Source organism: Sphingobacterium spiritivorum (assembly GCF_016724845.1).
In the GTDB taxonomy this organism is placed as follows: Bacteria; Bacteroidota; Bacteroidia; order Sphingobacteriales; family Sphingobacteriaceae; genus Sphingobacterium; species Sphingobacterium spiritivorum_A.
Map to the genome: position 1 here is coordinate 2,815,143 of NZ_CP068082.1, position 16,537 is coordinate 2,831,679.

General features: G+C 40.8%; 13 protein-coding genes. 6 read left to right on the forward strand and 7 right to left on the reverse strand.

What is annotated here, in order from left to right:
- Positions 1 to 5 precede the first annotated feature (5 nt).
- The 5 genes from I6J03_RS11730 (at position 6) to I6J03_RS11750 (ending at position 9,937) form a co-directional block, all read left to right on the forward strand.
- Positions 6 to 1,631 carry a RagB/SusD family nutrient uptake outer membrane protein gene (locus I6J03_RS11730; protein ID WP_003011376.1) on the forward strand — a complete coding sequence of 542 codons (1,626 nt, stop codon included), beginning with the start codon at positions 6 to 8 and terminating at the stop codon, positions 1,629 to 1,631.
- Positions 1,632 to 2,185: 554 nt separating this feature from the next.
- A complete protein-coding gene (locus I6J03_RS11735) occupies positions 2,186 to 5,416 on the forward strand; it encodes a SusC/RagA family TonB-linked outer membrane protein (protein WP_003011374.1) in 3,231 nt (1,076 codons plus the stop codon).
- Positions 5,417 to 5,427: 11 nt separating this feature from the next.
- Positions 5,428 to 7,236, forward strand: coding sequence for a RagB/SusD family nutrient uptake outer membrane protein (locus I6J03_RS11740; protein ID WP_003011372.1), 1,809 nt, complete (start codon positions 5,428 to 5,430; stop codon positions 7,234 to 7,236).
- 8 nt (positions 7,237 to 7,244) lie between these two features.
- A complete protein-coding gene (locus I6J03_RS11745) occupies positions 7,245 to 8,759 on the forward strand; it encodes a sialate O-acetylesterase (RefSeq protein WP_232279836.1) in 1,515 nt (504 codons plus the stop codon).
- 14 nt (positions 8,760 to 8,773) lie between these two features.
- Positions 8,774 to 9,937: a glycoside hydrolase family 88/105 protein gene (locus I6J03_RS11750; RefSeq protein WP_003011368.1), complete on the forward strand. Its 1,164-nt coding sequence runs from the start codon at positions 8,774 to 8,776 to the stop codon at positions 9,935 to 9,937.
- Positions 9,938 to 10,000: 63 nt separating this feature from the next.
- On the opposite strand, the gene I6J03_RS11755 is transcribed toward I6J03_RS11750, so the two are convergent.
- From I6J03_RS11755 to I6J03_RS11765, 3 genes are all read right to left on the reverse strand, one after another.
- Positions 10,001 to 10,582: a DUF4136 domain-containing protein gene (locus tag I6J03_RS11755; RefSeq protein WP_003000704.1), complete on the reverse strand. Its 582-nt coding sequence runs from the start codon at positions 10,580 to 10,582 to the stop codon at positions 10,001 to 10,003.
- 61 nt (positions 10,583 to 10,643) lie between these two features.
- Positions 10,644 to 12,284 (reverse strand): NAD+ synthase, encoded by a 1,641-nt coding sequence (locus I6J03_RS11760; RefSeq protein WP_003011364.1) that lies wholly within the window; start codon positions 12,282 to 12,284, stop codon positions 10,644 to 10,646.
- A 13-nt stretch (positions 12,285 to 12,297) separates the two neighbouring features.
- Positions 12,298 to 12,927: a porin family protein gene (locus tag I6J03_RS11765; protein WP_003011362.1), complete on the reverse strand. Its 630-nt coding sequence runs from the start codon at positions 12,925 to 12,927 to the stop codon at positions 12,298 to 12,300.
- A gap of 68 nt (positions 12,928 to 12,995) precedes the next feature.
- On the opposite strand from I6J03_RS11765, the gene gldB reads away from it, so the two are divergent.
- A complete protein-coding gene (gene gldB / locus I6J03_RS11770; protein ID WP_003011361.1) occupies positions 12,996 to 14,039 on the forward strand; it encodes a gliding motility lipoprotein GldB in 1,044 nt (347 codons plus the stop codon).
- 57 nt (positions 14,040 to 14,096) lie between these two features.
- On the opposite strand, the gene I6J03_RS11775 is transcribed toward gldB, so the two are convergent.
- The 4 genes from I6J03_RS11775 to I6J03_RS11790 form a co-directional block, all read right to left on the reverse strand.
- Positions 14,097 to 14,684 carry an FKBP-type peptidyl-prolyl cis-trans isomerase gene (locus I6J03_RS11775; protein WP_232279835.1) on the reverse strand — a complete coding sequence of 196 codons (588 nt, stop codon included), beginning with the start codon at positions 14,682 to 14,684 and terminating at the stop codon, positions 14,097 to 14,099.
- Between the two features lie 9 nt (positions 14,685 to 14,693).
- On the reverse strand, positions 14,694 to 15,332 hold the full coding sequence (locus I6J03_RS11780; protein ID WP_003011357.1) for an FKBP-type peptidyl-prolyl cis-trans isomerase: 639 nt from the start codon (positions 15,330 to 15,332) through the stop codon (positions 14,694 to 14,696).
- A gap of 46 nt (positions 15,333 to 15,378) precedes the next feature.
- Complete coding sequence (locus I6J03_RS11785; protein ID WP_003011354.1) at positions 15,379 to 15,984, reverse strand: FKBP-type peptidyl-prolyl cis-trans isomerase; 606 nt, start codon at positions 15,982 to 15,984, stop codon at positions 15,379 to 15,381.
- Between the two features lie 84 nt (positions 15,985 to 16,068).
- A complete protein-coding gene (locus tag I6J03_RS11790) occupies positions 16,069 to 16,536 on the reverse strand; it encodes a thioredoxin family protein (protein ID WP_003011352.1) in 468 nt (155 codons plus the stop codon).
- Position 16,537 lies beyond the last annotated feature (1 nt).

The following is a 16,537-nucleotide window of genomic DNA, read 5'->3' on the forward strand; positions in this document are numbered from 1 at the left end:
AAGAGATGAAGAAAAATTATTTGAAAATAGCAGCAGCCTGTGCAGTCTTATTTTTTACAGGCTGTTCAAAATACTTTGAAGTAGATACCAATGATATCCTGAAAGACGAAGATTACGTAGGTAATGCCAACGAACTCTATTCCGGTTATATGGGAATAGCTGCGAAAGTACAGAAAGTAGCTGATCAGGCTGTTTTTCTGGCAGACCTGCGTACAGATCTGCTGGAACCTACTAAAAATGCGCCTCAGGATCTCTGGGATCTCTATTACTATCGTGAAAAACAAGGTAATGAATTTGCAAATCCAAAAGGATTCTATGATATTATTATCAATGCAAATAATTACCTCGCAAAGGTCATAGAGTACCGAAAGAAAAATCCGAAAGCAATAGAAGAAGCGCATTACAACTCCATTATATCCGGAGCGATACGATTCAAGGTATGGTCATATCTGATGATCGGTAAACTCTATGGTAAGGCCGCTTACTTTGATGATAAAAATTTAGATATTAATAAGGTCGGAGAAATTCCGGTACTGACATTAGATCAGCTGATTCCCAAACTGATTGACCTCATGGAGTCAGGTGTAGAAGGAGTCAACGGCAAAAATGTACTCGTATGGGGAGACGTACTCTTTCCGGGAGTAAATGCGTCCGAACAGGATCTCGTGTGGAACATGATTTGCCCTTCGCCCGAACCGCTGTTGATGGAGCTGTATCTGTGGAATAAGAATTACAGCAAAGTGGTAGAGGTCGGCATGCCTTTTATCTATGATAACGGTGGTGGTCGTTACAAAATAGGTAACGATGATTATAACGGAGAATGGATTCAGTTTTTTACCCGCAGTCCCGTTACAAAAACCAGAGGACTGATCAATGTGGTACCCTATGATTTTGAACGTAATCAGACCAATAAGTTAATCTCTTATTTCTCCAATACCCAGCCCTCTGTATATTATCTGAAACCCACAGAAGCTGCGATGAACCGTTATAAAAAGCAATTGCGCTATGATGGTAATACATTAGGAGACCTGTATCGCGGAGAAAACTATACCTACTATATGCAAAATGGTGAATGGGTAATCCGTAAGTTTTCCAGAGATAGAGAAAGTGCTTCAGAGATCTACAAAAACAACGTTCATATTGTCCTTTACAGAGACGCTGATGTTCATTTCTTTATGGTCGAGGCCCTCAATAATCTGGGAAAATTCAAAGAAGCAGAAGCTTTTCTCAATGATGGTATAGAATTATACCTGTCCCGTAATGCAAATAACCTCCAATATCCGCTGAATAATGCTGTATGGAATGTGGCTTTAGCCAAGAATTGGGGAATCCGGCGCCGGGTCAATCTGTCTCCTGTATATCCTGCGGGGCTTTCAAAGGATAACCTGAATACACCTGAGAAGATAGAAGCATATAAGAAAGCAGTAGATGATCTGATCATTGAAGAAACATTAATGGAGAGTGCAGGAGAAGCAAAAGCATATTTTGCAATGATACGTATCGCTTCACGTTGGAATGACCCGGGTATGTTAGCCAACAGAGTGAGCGCAAAATACACCGGAGCATATCAGCAAACCTTTAAACAGCATCTGATGAATCCTGTCAACTGGTTTGTCAACTATCCGTTGTAACAACATATACACACATTAAACAGCGTATAAACAATATTTATTCTGATTCTTTAACCTGAAAACAATACAACCAAAGAGAGACCTGCTAGGAAAGAAAGAACACACTAAGTGTTCATGGGGTCTCTCTTTCGGTTGTTAAAGCATTTAAAATCAATTATTAGCGGTATATTTAAATACCTGTCTGTAGATATTCTTATCTATATTTCTTCTGTTTAGCCCTTCCGGTTTCTGCCTGTTTTGAATACGTTTCAGGATAGGTCAGGATAGTTGTGCTTTTTGGTTTTACTAAGTTTGGATTAACCAATCTATAATTTCGTAATGGAACCAACAAGTATAAACCGGAGTGAGGTCGTGTATGCTGATAATTATTGCCGTCAGCACCCTTTCCCATTTTCTTATTATTGAAATACAACAATGAGACAGCAGCCAATGTTGATTTTTCATTGTGCTGACAGCTAGTGCCTTATCAGGATGTATGCAATAAATTAGAATAGCGTAAAATAAAAGAGCTATATTTTAGCTCCTACAGAAAAATAGAAACCGAATACCAGCTTATGAAAAATATGCTTTTTTTAAGAGCGATCTTATGTGCCTTGCTTGCGTTTGTAATGACAGGAATAAGTGTTGCACAAACTTCAGATATTGTTACCGGAAGGATTGTCGATGAGAAGAATCAACCCATCGGAGGAGCTACTGTTGCCGTAGTAGGCACCAATGTAGCTGTCACGACCGGCAGGGACGGCAAGTTTTCCATTCAGGTAAAGCAAAATGCCAATCTCCGATTTACATACGTAGGATTTGAAACAAAAGATGCTGTAGCCAATTCACAGAGTCCTATGGAAATTGTATTGCAATCTGCCAATAATGAACTCGATGAAATTGTAGTCATCGGCTACGGTACCGCCCGTAAACGGGATCTTACAGGAGCAGTCGGTACAGTAAAAAACAGTGATATCCGTAATGTCCCCGTAACTACAGCGGCACAGGCTATTACCGGTAAAGTCGCAGGTGTCAATGTGGTGACCCAAAGTGGCGCTCCCGGAGCTGCGATCAATATTACCGTGAGAGGAGGAACCTCTATTACAGGCTCGACCACGCCACTTTATATTGTCGATGGTTTTGTCATGGAAGATGCCCTGATGAAGATCGATGTAAATGATATCGAAAGTATTGACATCCTCAAGGATGCATCAGCCTCCGCAATCTACGGTTCACGTGGGGCTAATGGTGTTATCCTGATCTCTACCAAATCCGGAAAAGCCGGACGTACCAATATTGATTATAACGGATATGCAAGTTTTGAAAAGCTCAGCAAAAAACTGGACTTACTGAATATCGAAGATTATGTGAAATACCAGTATGAATTTCAAACATTGGGAGGCAAACAACAACAATTTGCCAATATGTTCGGAGGAGATGTCAATGCTGCGGACTTTGCTTCAGGCGCTTATGCCAGAATTCAGCGTGATTATGGCAGCAGACCGGGTATCGACTGGCAGGATGAGGTCTTCGGAGGACAGGCGATTTTACAGAATCATAATCTGAATATCAACGGAGGTAATGAAAAGACAAAACTCATGCTGACCTTTAATAATACCAGTCAGGATGGTATTCTGGCAAAATCCGGATTTCGCAGAAATAGTGTTCGTGCAAAAGTAAATCACGAATTGTTAAAAGGAGTCAATCTTGACTTTAACTCCTTGTTTCAGGATGCCAATACCGATGGTGACGGATCTCTGGGAGGAATGTTAAAAATGTCTATTCTTCAGCCTGCAACCGGTGGAATCCGTTTCACAAATGAGCAATTAATTAATTCGGATATTGCTGAAGATCTTCAGGCGCTGGATTCACAATACGATATTTACAATCCGATTATTACGAACGATGCCATCACCCGTAATAAAGTAGCTCGTCTGGCTAATCTGAATGTAGGGCTTACCGTCAACTTTCTGGATAACTTTACCTTTAGAAGTTCCGGCGCATATCAGTGGAATCAAACCCGTACAGATTATTGGGATGACGGGCGTACCGTCACTGCGCGTAACAACGGAGGGCCATACGGAAGCCGGGCCAATGCAGAAGGTTATCAGTGGCAGTTGACAAATACCTTGTCCTGGATCAAAACATTTGGAAAGCACAACCTTAATCTGTTGGCAGGACATGAGATTCTGTATTCCAAAGATCTGAGCGTAGGACATACCTATTACGGATTCCCTTCCAGTAATTTTGGTTTGAATGATGTCTCTTTAGCATCACGCATCGACAGAGCAGATACAGATGAAGGACGATACGGTCTGGTTTCAGGTTTTGCACGTGCCATATACAATTTTGATGACCGCTATTTAGTAACCGGAACAATTCGCGCAGATGGTGTATCCCGGTTCAGAAAAGGAAATCAGTGGGGTACATTTCCTTCGGTATCTGCCGCCTGGAATATTCATAATGAAAGCTTTATGAAAGATGGAAGTTTCTTTAATCAGTTAAAGCTTCGTGCGGGATATGGATCTACCGGAAATGATAAGATCAGTAATACCAGCTATGCCACACTTTACGGATCTACAGTTGTAGCTGTAAATAATACACAGGTTATCGGTCTCAAACCAGGGACAACATTAGGAAATCCGGATCTGGTATGGGAGAAAACACAGACCAGTAATATCGCATTGGATATGTCATTCCTCGATAATAGAGTCAATCTGACAACAGACTTCTATAATAACGAGTCCAAAAATCTGTTGGTTCGGGCCAATATTCCTACATCAACAGGTTACTCGTATCAGTTTCAGAATATAGCTGCACTGAGAAACAGAGGAGTAGAAGTAACACTGAATACCGTTAATATCAAGAAAGCAGATTTCCAATGGCAGACCAGTTTTAATATTACATTCAACAAGTCAAAAACGAAAGCTTTATTCGGAACCAGTGGCAATGATTACCTCATTACAAATCTGAGTTCAAGAGTAGACTTTATGACGGAGGTAGGAGAGTCTGTAGGTAAATTCTACGGATATAAATACGATGGTGTATATACAACGGATGATTTCAATCAGAATCCGGACGGATCATACAGTTTAAAAAACGGAGTCGCTTCACTGAAAGGTAAAAACCGCGCAAATATCAAACCGGGAGATGTTAAATATTTGCCAACAGCAGGAGAGACAGATGCCAACGGCAACCCGGTCTGGTCTACTAATGACAGAACAGTTATCGGTAATCCTGAGCCAAAATACTTCGGAGGTATGAACAATGCTTTCTCTTACAAGAACTTTGATCTGAGTGTATTCGTCAATTTTGCCTATGGCAATCAGGCATTCAATATGAATACACAACGCTTTATGGGGCCGTACCTGCCTAATCAGAATTCGCTGTCAACGATGGCTTCCCGCTTTACACTTATAGATCCGGCAACAGGGTTAGAAACCAAAGACCTGAGCCGTCTGGCAGCATTAAATCCGGATCAGCACAGTAAAGATCAGGTCTGGAGTCTCAACTCAGGTAATAATATAGCCATTAGCGATGCCCTGGATTATTATCTTGAAGATGCTTCATTCTTACGGATTAACAATATTACGTTCGGTTACACTTTACCGGCTACGATTTCCAAAAAAGCATTTATCAATAAGATGCGGGTTTACCTGACATTGAATAACATCCATACGTTTACCAAATATTCCGGATATGATCCTGAAGTATCCGCAAGTTCTTCTATCCTGACAAGAGGGGTGGATAATTCAGCTTATCCGAGAGCAAAAAGTGTGGTAGCAGGAGTTAATTTAACATTTTAAGATTTAGCGTCATGAAAAAATTAGTCTATATAATCAGTATTTCCGCGGCATTATTCTCCACTTCATGTAAGGATTGGTTAGACTTGCCTTCGCAAAGTGATTTTGATAGTTCCAATATATTTGAAAATGTACCCCGCGTCGAAATGGCTGTATTGGGAGCATATACAAGTACATTTAATAACGAATTGTATTATCAGTTTGGAATGGGCACCGACGAGTGTTTCTCTACAGAAGGGGAGACAAACTCCAAAAATCAGGTTTCCAACTATGTGTATAACCCGGCAACAAGCCCCTCTTCAACGTATACGGCTATGTTTTCGGGAGTTGAGCAGGTCAATGTCATCATTCGTAATATCCCGTTGATGACAAACGTTGCCGAATCTGAAAAAACGAAACTGAATATGCTACTGGGAGAGGCTTATGCCATCCGTGCAAAAAACATGCTGAATGTAGTACGCTATTTTGGAGATGTACCCTATCCTAAGGTTCCGGTGATAGAAGCCGATAGTTATTCATCTTCACGTGTGAGCAGAGATACTATTATGGAGGGATGTATCGAAGATCTGCAGAAAGCCATAACACTGCTGCCATGGAAAAGCGAATCAGGAGTTAGCCCTGAGCGTATCACCAAAAATGTAGCTTATGGTCTTTTGGCACGTACAGCCTTATATGCAGCCGGGTATTCGTTAAGATGGGACCTGAATTCCTATTCACCAGGAAGTGTACAACTGGCCCGAAGAGCAGATACCCAACGTATTCAACAACTCTATCAGATTGCACGCGATGCATGTGAAGAAGTCGTTAAAAGAGGAGAAAATGATCTCATAGATTACGAAACGGTGTTCCGGGATCTGATTAATGGCCGTTACAACAGAGAATCCATGTTAGAATACGGTCAGCTAGGCCTAGACCGCAATGAGGCACAGGTAGGGTACACCAATGGAATCTTTGCACATCAGAATTCATTCTATGGCAAAGCACAACCGGCAATGGCCGTTCTTCCGACTTATTATTTTGATTTCAAAGAAGGAGATAGCCGCAGGGATGTTGCGATCAGTAATTATGCAATTACAGCAGACAATCTGCATCAGATGAATACATATGCCAGTAATACTATTGGTAAATTCAGAGTAAACTGGAAATCCGAAAAGGGACCTGCCGTTAATAAGAGAGATATCAACTGGATAGAACTGCGTTATTCGGATATATTACTGATGTATGCTGAAGCCGAAAATGAACTGAATCAGGCGCCGACAGCTACAGCGAAACAAATGTTGGAAAAAGTCAGATTAAGAGCTTTTAAAGGTGATGCAGGCAAGATCGGAACAACTCCCGGCTCTTATCAGGAATTTAAGAATGCTATTATTGAAGAAAGAAAACTGGAACTGGGTTTTGAAGGATGGAGAAGAACAGATCTGATCCGATGGGGTATTTTATTTGAAAAACTAACAGAAACCAAACAGCAGGTACTCGATCTTGCCGGTAAAAAAGGTCGTTTTGCAAATGTAGATCTGTACAGAGCCTATAAAAAGACTCCTGCTACCACATTCAATGATCCGTTGGTGGCGTGTACCTATATTTCTTTCAAAACGGCACCTACTGCCACAGAAAGAACTCAGTTACAAAATGAAGGATATACGATCCTGGAGATGCACAGCAATGTTGCAGCATTCTTTGCCAATGCGCTTACACCAACAGCGACATGGGTGTCAAACCTCTACAGAGGATTAGAAAAAAATAAAGTAGAACTTTTCCCGTTGAGTACCAAGACTATCGACGATAATCCGGGATTGCGCGGACAGCAACATCCGCTTTACTAATGCTTAACATGAAAACCACTGTATTAAAATATGCGCTGAGCTGCCTTGCATTTGTCCTGTTGGATATTTGCAAGGCAGATATCAGGCTTCCCGCACTTCTGTCTGACAATATGCTTTTACAGCAAAATACCAAAGTCAGACTTTGGGGAAGTGCGGATCCCGGTGAACAGGTAACTGTAAAGGCTTCATGGACTGCAGACAACATAATAACGACTGCAGATCATTCCGGAAAATGGATGCTGACATTAGAGACTCCAAAGGCATCTGATAAAACATATGAATTGCTGTTTAACGGAAAAAATGAGATTCGTATTCGTAACATTCTGGTAGGGGAGGTATGGCTCTGTTCGGGACAGTCCAATATGGATTTTCCGGTAGCAAAATCAACAGGCTGGAGAACCGGTATTCTGGATGAAGAGCAACATATGAAAGAAGCAGATTTTCCGGAAATCCGTTTATTTCATGTCCGGCAGACATTATCTCCTAAAGTACCTTTAGAAGACTGCGAAGGGGAGTGGATGATTTGTAATCCGGATAATTTAAAAGAGTTTTCAGCTGTAGCTTTTTTCTTCGGTCGCAAAATATACAGACAGACCAAATTACCCGTAGGACTGATACAGACGACCTGGGGAGGGACACATGCCGAGTCGTGGACACCAATGCCGGTCATGCAGCACAACCCGCTTTACACTACACTGATCGAAGAACAAAATAAAGCCGAAGAAAGCTATCCACAGGACAGCCTGATCTACCAGAAGGCACTTAAGGACTATGAGGAGGCAAGAAGCAAGGGACAGCAACTACCCAAAAAACCAAAAGAACCTTTGGGAATATACCACAATAAGGCACTGGCTACATTATGGAATGGAATGGTCAATCCGCTTGTCCCATATACTATAAAAGGAGTCATCTGGTATCAGGGAGAATCCAATTCGGTCAGATATCAGGACTATCAGCAGGTTTTCAGCAATATGATTCAGAGCTGGCGGACAGCATGGAAACAAAAAGATATGCCTTTCTATTTTGTGCAGATCGCTCCGCACTACAAACAGCCTCCGGAGATCAGAGAAGCACAACTGAAGACCTGGCAGTCTGTGCAACATACAGGTATGGTCGTCATTACCGATGTAGGAGATTCTACAGATATACACCCCCGCAATAAACAGGTGCCTGGGGAAAGATTGGCAAACTGGGCTTTAGCTAAAGAGTATAAGATTTCGGTAGCGTATTCAGGACCATTGTACAGGAAAAAGAAAATACAGAAGGATAAGGTCATTCTTTCCTTTGATTATGTCAGCAAGGGATTCTTATCAGATGGCAAAGCAATAAAAGGTTTTGAAATTGCTGGGGCAGATCAGCATTATTATCCTGCCACTGCTACTGTTCAGGGAACTCAGTTATGGGTAAGCAGTAAACAGGTAAAACAACCGCTATACGTCCGATACGCCTGGGGAAAATATAAACCCGGAAATCTTTACAATGCAGAAGGATTACCGGCAAGTCCGTTTCGTACAGACAATTAATAAAAAACAAGCTTATGAATAGAATAGGTATGCATCTGCTGATCGTATTATTGCTGGCAGGTTCTTTCGTATCAGCTCAAAAAAAAACATATCAGAAGTTTGCTGACTCCGAGATAAAACGATTTCCCGAGGCCTGGCAACTGGATCATGGCAAACGCCTTTACTTCGGATATGGTCAGGGGCTTGCCTGTCTGGCGATGTTAGAGGTCTGGACTGCGACCAGGGATAAAAAGTACCTGGATTATGTAGAAAAATGGGCGGATACAATTATCAACGATAAGGGAGAGATCCACCTGTATAAAGTCGAAACCTATAACCTGGACTATATCAACCCGGGAAAGATTCTTTTTGAACTGTATAAGCAAACGGGTAAAGAGAAGTATAAGTTAGCAATGGATCGGTTGGTTCATCAACTGGAGGTCCATCCCCGTACATTGGAAGGCGCATTCTGGCACAAACTGACCTACCAACATCAGATCTGGTTAGACGGCTTGTATATGGCTTCCCCTTTTTTAGCGCAGTACGGAAAAGAATTTAACAGACCTGAACTGATCGATGACGCTATAAATCAATTTCTGATCTGTGCCAGACATACCTACGATCCGGCTACAGGATTATACTATCATGGTTGGGATGAGAGTAAACAACAACGATGGGCAAATAAAGAAACAGGCCAGTCGCCCAGTTTCTGGGGAAGAAGTATAGGCTGGTGGTTTATGGCACTGGTGGATGTGCTGGATTACGTGCCTGCCGATCACCCTAAAAGAGCGGAATTATTAAAAATAACAGACCAATTATCTGCTACACTGGTTAAATATCAGGATACACAGGGACTTTGGTACCAGGTCATTGACAAAAGTAAGCAAGAGGGAAATTATCAGGAATCATCAGTGTCTTCTATGTTCATGTATGCTTATGCTAAAGGAGTCAATAAAGGATATATTAATTCACGTTATAAAGCTGTCGCTGAAAAAGCTTATAAAGGCCTGATGGAGCAGTTAATCGTTACAGAGTCTAATGGCAATCTTACGCTGACCAAATGCTGTGCCGTGGCAGGTTTGGGCGGGAATCCTTACCGGGATGGTAGTTACTCCTATTATATTAAGGAGCGTATCCGGGATAATGATGCTAAAGCCAACGGACCCTTTATCATGGGCTGCGTAGCATTGAACAAATAAAAAAAGGAAGGGTGATAATCATTGATTATCACCCTTCCTTTTCGTCAATACTTTGTATAGACCTTATTTTTTAAGTTGAAGAGGATATTGTTTCATAATACCTGATACAACTTTTGGAAGTTTATTGATAGCTGTTTCCGGATTATCAATTTCGTTAGAACCTCTTGCCTGCCATACAACAGTATTTGTTTTTCTGTCTATCGCTTCGATAATCAGGTGACTGTAACGGTAGCGTTCTTTTCCAACAGGATAAGAATATCCGCCATAAAGTCCCCATGGTCTGTAGAATCCCCAGGGACCACCCCATCCCCATCCCCAGCCCATTCCCCAATAAGAGCTTCCGTATACCAGACGGCTTTTATTGTTGACAATGGTTACATAACGAAATAAAATGTCCGGATTCTCTTTGCTGTAGGTAAGACCTCTTGCTTCGATCTCTTTATTCGCAGTACTCATAATATTGCTCTTTGCAATATCATTATTATAGTAATTCTTGGAAAGAGAATCGATCGGAGGCAACCATCCGTACGTTTTGTATTGACTGAAATCTAAGTCTTGTACTCGCGTCGTATTGTACTTATACGATGAACAGGATGCAAACACAATAATGAATCCTAAAGCGAGGAAATATAATAGCTTTTTCATAATAATAACACTCAAGTATCTGTAAGACAATCTTAGTCTTAAAAGGTTTAATTATAAACGATTAAAAAGAATATTTTGCGACAAGAGGCATCGATCTTCCGCTTCCGAATGCTTTCGGACTCACCCTTAAAATAGGAGGTGCCTGAAATCTTTTGAATTCGGCATTGTTGACCAGTTTGCTTATCCGAAGCACCAAAGCCTCATCAAACCCTGTTTTGACTACTTCAGAACCAGATTTTTCCAGTTCGATCAGCTGATATAAAACAGCATCCAATATATCGTATGGCGGTAATGAATCCGAATCTTTCTGATCAGGGCGCAATTCTGCTGATGGTGGTTTGATTATAGTATTCTGTGGAATAATCTCCCGCTCTCTATTGATATATTTTGCCAGATCGTAAGCCTGAGTCTTGTACACATCCCCGATTACACTGATAGAGCCTGCCATATCTCCGTATAAGGTTCCGTAACCAACAGCCGCTTCACTCTTATTGGACGTGTTAAGTACGATATGTCCCAGTTTATTTGAAATAGCCATCAGCAACGTTCCTCTTGTACGGGCCTGTATATTTTCTTCGGTCGTATCCGGCTGCAATCCTTCAAAAGCTTTGCTAAGTGTACCTTCAAAAGCCTGAGCAACGTCCTTGATCGGAATAATATGATGCGTACAGCCTGCATTTTTGACAAGATCCAAAGCATCTTTGAGCGAATGATTTGAAGAGTAGACGGATGGCATCAGTATAGCCAGCACATTTTCTGCTCCGATGGCTTCGCAGGCCAGAGCAGCAACAACTGCAGAATCCAACCCGCCCGAAAGGCCCAGCGTTGCTTTTTTAAATCCGGATTTCAGGAAGTAATCACGCAATCCGAGGATCAGCGCTTCATGGATCAATGCAATTTCTGTATGTCCGCTTGTGATGGAGCTGTTGGTAGATACTAAATCGCCATTTTCAAATGTTACAACCTGCAAATCTTCTTCAAACTTTCCAAGTTCACGTACAATTTCACCACCCTTATTCAGTGCCAGAGAGCGTCCGTCAAAGATAATATCCATGTGGGCGCCGACCTGATTGACATAGAGTAGCGGACAATTGGCCCTTGCCACCTGCTTACGCAATACCGTTAAGCGATTCTCAAAGTGTGTATACGAAAACGGAGAAGCAGCTATATTGACGATCAGGCTGGGCTTTTCAAGAAGCAATTCTTCCATAGGATCACCAACGTAAGAATTAGAACTGTCATCATCCCACAGATCTTCGCAGACCGTGAGCGCTATAGTTTCTCCCTTAAATTTGAAGCAGTTAAAATGACGGGAAGGTTCGAAATAGCGATATTCATCAAATACATCATAGTCAGGTAATAAACCTTTTTTACTGATATGTGATACTTTACCATCTTGTATAAATACGGCACCATTGTAAAGGGATTTTCCCTCAGGATCGGTATTGCGGATCGGTGCACCTATAATGCAGGCAATATCATGACAATTTGCAGCGATCAGGTCGATCGCATCAGCACAGTTTTGGATAAATACGGCATTGCGGAGCAAATCCTTGGCCGGGTATCCTCCGATAGCCAGCTCCGCAAAAATGATAAGATCTGCCTGTTGTTCTTTTGCCCGGGTAATGGTATGTATAATCGCAGAATTGTTTTTTTCGAAATTCCCGATGTGATAATTCAGTTGAGCTAACGCTATTTTCATAAAATTGAAAGATCTAAAAAAGTAAGCCGAGGTTTAATCCCAAATATGAAGCCTTGGGTTTTCCCTCATTAAAAGCTTTAGTAAAGCCATTGTTATAAGACAGCCCGGTAATAATGGAAAGGTTGTTGTCAAATCTCCATTCCAAACCTCCTCCGATCAGTAACCCCAATCTCAATAAGCTGGAACCATCTATTCCGGTAGTTTTATCCGTTCCGTCAAGAGACTCTTTACTGGATACTTTTATACCGGTAGTAAAACCAAATTGTCCGTAAAACCGACGACTGTTTATATCAGAAGTCTTCATCTTTAAGGTCAGAGGAATTTCTGCATATTGTAAACGGACATCCTTGTTTGGAAAAGATGAATTCTGCGGGTATTCCAACCGGCCTTTGATGGTATTGATCTGTAATCCTGTTGAGAAATAGTAATTGCGGGCGAAGCCGATATCAGCAATAAGTCCATAAGAAAATCCGGCTTTGGATTTTCCGTCTACATTGCTGTCTTCATCAAACCGGAACAGACCCATATTGGGATTTACAGTAAGACCTAATGAGATATTTCTATCCCCATACCCCTGAGCAAATGCTCCGGAGCTGCATAGAACGAATAAACTGATCAATAAGTAACGGAATGTAAGTGTCATATTCAATACGGAGTCGGTTTTGTAATTATTTATGCTTTATTTTGAAAAAAACTAAAAATTAGAGAATAATGCTGAAATTCCCTCATTCTACACAAATCTATCTCTTTTTTTTCATACTTACTTTTCTTTCCTGTAAAGAAGGGGGGCGTAATGATATTGATACGTCTAAAATTGACATAAATATTAAAATTGAACGATTTGATCAGGATTTTAGTCAGCTGGATTCTACCCGGGTACTGCAGCAAAATGCCGGATGGCAGAAAAAATACGGTCAGTTTTACGCAGATTATATTCAGTTGATGTTGCATGCAGGCAATCCTTCAGATTCTCTATCTGTGCAGCGTAATTTGCGAACGATTTCCCGGCAACCTGATTTTAAAGCACTGAGCGCTTCCGTTGCAAAGGTATTTCCGGATCTGAAAAAACAGGAAGAAGGATTGACAGAGGCTTTTAAAAGAATGAAATACTTCTTTCCCGAATTACATATCCCTCGCTTTATCTCTTTCTATTCCGGATTTGAGGTACAGACCCCCATCGGGGAAGATTATATCGGAATTGGATTGGATATGTTTCTGGGAAGTAACTCCGAATTCTATCCGGCTCTGGTATCGACTATTCCTTTGTATATTTCTAAAAGATTTACCCCTGAAAATATTGTTCCACGCGTGACAGAGAGTTTTATTCGGGAGGAACTGTATCCCCAGCAAGAGGGAGATGTAAATACACTGCAGCATATGATCTATCAGGGTAAAATCCTGTATGCAATGGACCAGGTAATGCCTGATGTCGCAGACAGCCTCAAAATCGGGTATAGCGCACAACAGATGAAATGGGCAGAGGCTTATGAAAAGGAAATCTGGGCCTGGTTTATTCAGGAAAATCTGCTGTATAATACCGATTATCTGCGTATCCAAAAGTATTTTGCAGAAGCTCCTTTTACTCCGGAGCTAGGTGAAAACAATGAATCTGCACCAAAACTCGGTAGCTATATCGGATGGCAGATTGTCCGTAAATATATGGACAAACATCCCGAATCGGACCTCAAAAAACTGTTTGCTATCAAAGATGCTCAGCTGATTCTGGATGAGTCAAAGTACAAAGGGAAGAAGTAAACAAGGAAGCCACATTAAAATGTGGCTTCCTTGTTTATTTCAAAGCGGATAAAGATCTTAATCTTTTATATCCAATACTTCTATTGTAAAATCAAGCGGAGCATCTTCAGGAACTTTTCCGACAGTCTGATGTCCGTAAGCCCATAAGGATGGTGTTACAAGACGAATTTTAGCCCCCTTTTGCAATCCGTTTACAGTAAGACCATTCAGGTTATATTCTCCTATTTTCTTAGGGAAAAAAGCATACAACCAGGCATTGATAACGGACTTGGCGCCTGTATTCAGATTGGCTCCTACGAGCATATTCGTACCTGTATCAGCTACCGATTTATCGATCTCTACACCGTTTGTAAGACGTGCTGAATATTTCACCCTGACATTTGCCTGTATAAGTTTTGAATTTGCGGTGTCCTTGACTTTATAGGTATAACTTCCTGCGGTTCCGCTTTCCAGTACCTTATACCAGATGCCTGTTACACTGTCATAGACAGCTTCCGGAAACTTTTCAGTCACATACGCTTTGATAATAGGTTTTTCTTCTTCAAAACGTTTTTTAGGATCAAAGAAATCACCGTCATCCATACAGGACGTAAATCCGATAATGGAAATCACCATTAACAGGATACTGTACCCTATTCTTCTCATGGATGGAACTTATTTGATATCTACGACTTCGATTTCATATACAATCGGAGAGTTTGCGGCAATCTTTACGTTACCATCTTTATCTTTTACTTCTTTAGTATCATAAACCCAAGGTGAAGGGGAGATAAAGCGGATTTGAGAGTTTTTCTTTAATCCATTAGCTGTTAATCCACCAATTTTTACATCCTGATTGTTGTAGGAAAGTGTTTTTGGTAAGAAGGCTGTATGCCACGCATATGGACGGTTAGATAACAGATATGTAGTCGTTTTGTCCGTTTCAGTCTGATCTGTTACAGTACCATTGATTAATTTCTCTTTAAATTTAACAGTTACTTCGGGTGCAACAATTCCATTCCCCATGGAGTTAAATCTATACGTATAAGAACTTGCTTCGCCTTCTGTAATGACTTGGTACCAGATTCCTGTCGCTGTATCTAATTTAGCATTTGTGAAATTTGTTTCAGCATATGATTTTAGCTGAGGTGCCTGATTTGCAATTATTCCTTTAATTCTTGCATTTTCAATAGAATCTTTGATTCTCTGCTCTTCAATTAATTTGTTCCAATCTGTATCATCACTCTTGTTACAAGATGCAAAAATAAAGGTCCCCACTAATCCAATAGCGATAATTCTAAATACATTTTTCATTGTGTGTGTTGTGTTGTGTATATATTGTACTAAATGTGTGTTTTGCTTATTTACTGTCTTTATATTCCATTTTTATAACTTCTATAGTGTAATCAAGAGGTGAGTTTGCCGGTACCTGACCCACGGTCATGTTACCATAGGCATAATAAGATGGGGTTACAAACCGGATAATGCTTCCGGTTTTCAGTCCGTTGCGGGTCAATCCCCTGATCTGTGTAGTCACTCCGCTTATTTCATAAGGTAGAAACGCCAATTGCCATGATGCAGGCTGTTGTGCAAGAGAAACGGCAATACCCGTTTCTGTCTGGTTGTTTTGTACCACAGACCCGCTCAATAGTTTGCCGGTAAATTTCACGGTAACAGTAGGTGCAAGTGCCCGTACGACGGATTGGCCTGTATTCGGGTCCGAGACAGTTTCCGTCTTATACTGGAAATTTTCTCCTTCACCCTCTTCAATCAATTCAAACCAGATGCCGGTTGTATCTTTCTTAGCTGTAGGGAAATTGGTTCTTATATAATTCTGGATATCAACTGATTCTTTTTGATATTGTTCGTAGTCATTAAAGACATCATCATCTTTGATACAGGACGCAAACAGGCTTATTGTAGCCAGTCCCATGATCAGTAATTTTCCTAAACTTTTCGCAGTCATTTTTTTAAGTATAATAAGTCAGTCGAAGCCTTATCGATTAATTAGACGTAAGATACCGAATTATTGCTACATTAAATGTTAAAATTATTTAACATATTTTAATAACTCTTTGCTGCTGAGGTATTTGTTTGTGTTTTTTTTGATGGAAAAATCATTTTTTAAAAGAATTAGCTGAGGAAAAATGAGTTTTTTACCGGGAGGAGTGAAGAGTAAAGCCACTTCATGGAAATGTCCGGGGACTTTATGTTTGGAAGTATTATTAAGCATTTGGTCGTCGAAATTTACAGAGTTGGTGCTTTCTGCGTCAAATCTGACAGCATAGTAATGTGTATTAATGTAACGGACAATGTCAGGATTCTGAAATCCTTCTTTCATCATTTTATGGCAGTAGGAACACCAATCCGTGTAGAAAAATAACAAAGTTTCTTTGGGTTGAGCATCCAAGGAATCGGAAAGTTGTTCAAAAGTAAGCCAGTTAATTTCTTGTTCGGTCTGCGCCTGCGCGCTGACCAAACAAGAAAGGAATAAAATATTTAGAAGTAATGCTTTCATG

Excerpts from the sequence above, each read along its gene's own strand:
- I6J03_RS11730 (WP_003011376.1), top strand. The coding sequence starts at position 6 with ATGAAGAAAAATTATTTGAAAATAGCAGCAGCCTGTGCAGTCTTATTT.
- I6J03_RS11735 (WP_003011374.1), top strand. The coding sequence starts at position 2,186 with ATGAAAAATATGCTTTTTTTAAGAGCGATCTTATGTGCCTTGCTTGCG.
- I6J03_RS11740 (WP_003011372.1), top strand. The coding sequence starts at position 5,428 with ATGAAAAAATTAGTCTATATAATCAGTATTTCCGCGGCATTATTCTCC.
- I6J03_RS11745 (WP_232279836.1), top strand. The coding sequence starts at position 7,245 with ATGAAAACCACTGTATTAAAATATGCGCTGAGCTGCCTTGCATTTGTC.
- I6J03_RS11750 (WP_003011368.1), top strand. The coding sequence starts at position 8,774 with ATGAATAGAATAGGTATGCATCTGCTGATCGTATTATTGCTGGCAGGT.
- I6J03_RS11755 (WP_003000704.1), bottom strand. The coding sequence starts at position 10,582 with ATGAAAAAGCTATTATATTTCCTCGCTTTAGGATTCATTATTGTGTTT.
- I6J03_RS11760 (WP_003011364.1), bottom strand. The coding sequence starts at position 12,284 with ATGAAAATAGCGTTAGCTCAACTGAATTATCACATCGGGAATTTCGAA.
- I6J03_RS11765 (WP_003011362.1), bottom strand. The coding sequence starts at position 12,927 with ATGACACTTACATTCCGTTACTTATTGATCAGTTTATTCGTTCTATGC.
- gldB (WP_003011361.1), top strand. The coding sequence starts at position 12,996 with ATGCTGAAATTCCCTCATTCTACACAAATCTATCTCTTTTTTTTCATA.
- I6J03_RS11775 (WP_232279835.1), bottom strand. The coding sequence starts at position 14,684 with ATGAGAAGAATAGGGTACAGTATCCTGTTAATGGTGATTTCCATTATC.
- I6J03_RS11780 (WP_003011357.1), bottom strand. The coding sequence starts at position 15,332 with ATGAAAAATGTATTTAGAATTATCGCTATTGGATTAGTGGGGACCTTT.
- I6J03_RS11785 (WP_003011354.1), bottom strand. The coding sequence starts at position 15,984 with ATGACTGCGAAAAGTTTAGGAAAATTACTGATCATGGGACTGGCTACA.
- I6J03_RS11790 (WP_003011352.1), bottom strand. The coding sequence starts at position 16,536 with ATGAAAGCATTACTTCTAAATATTTTATTCCTTTCTTGTTTGGTCAGC.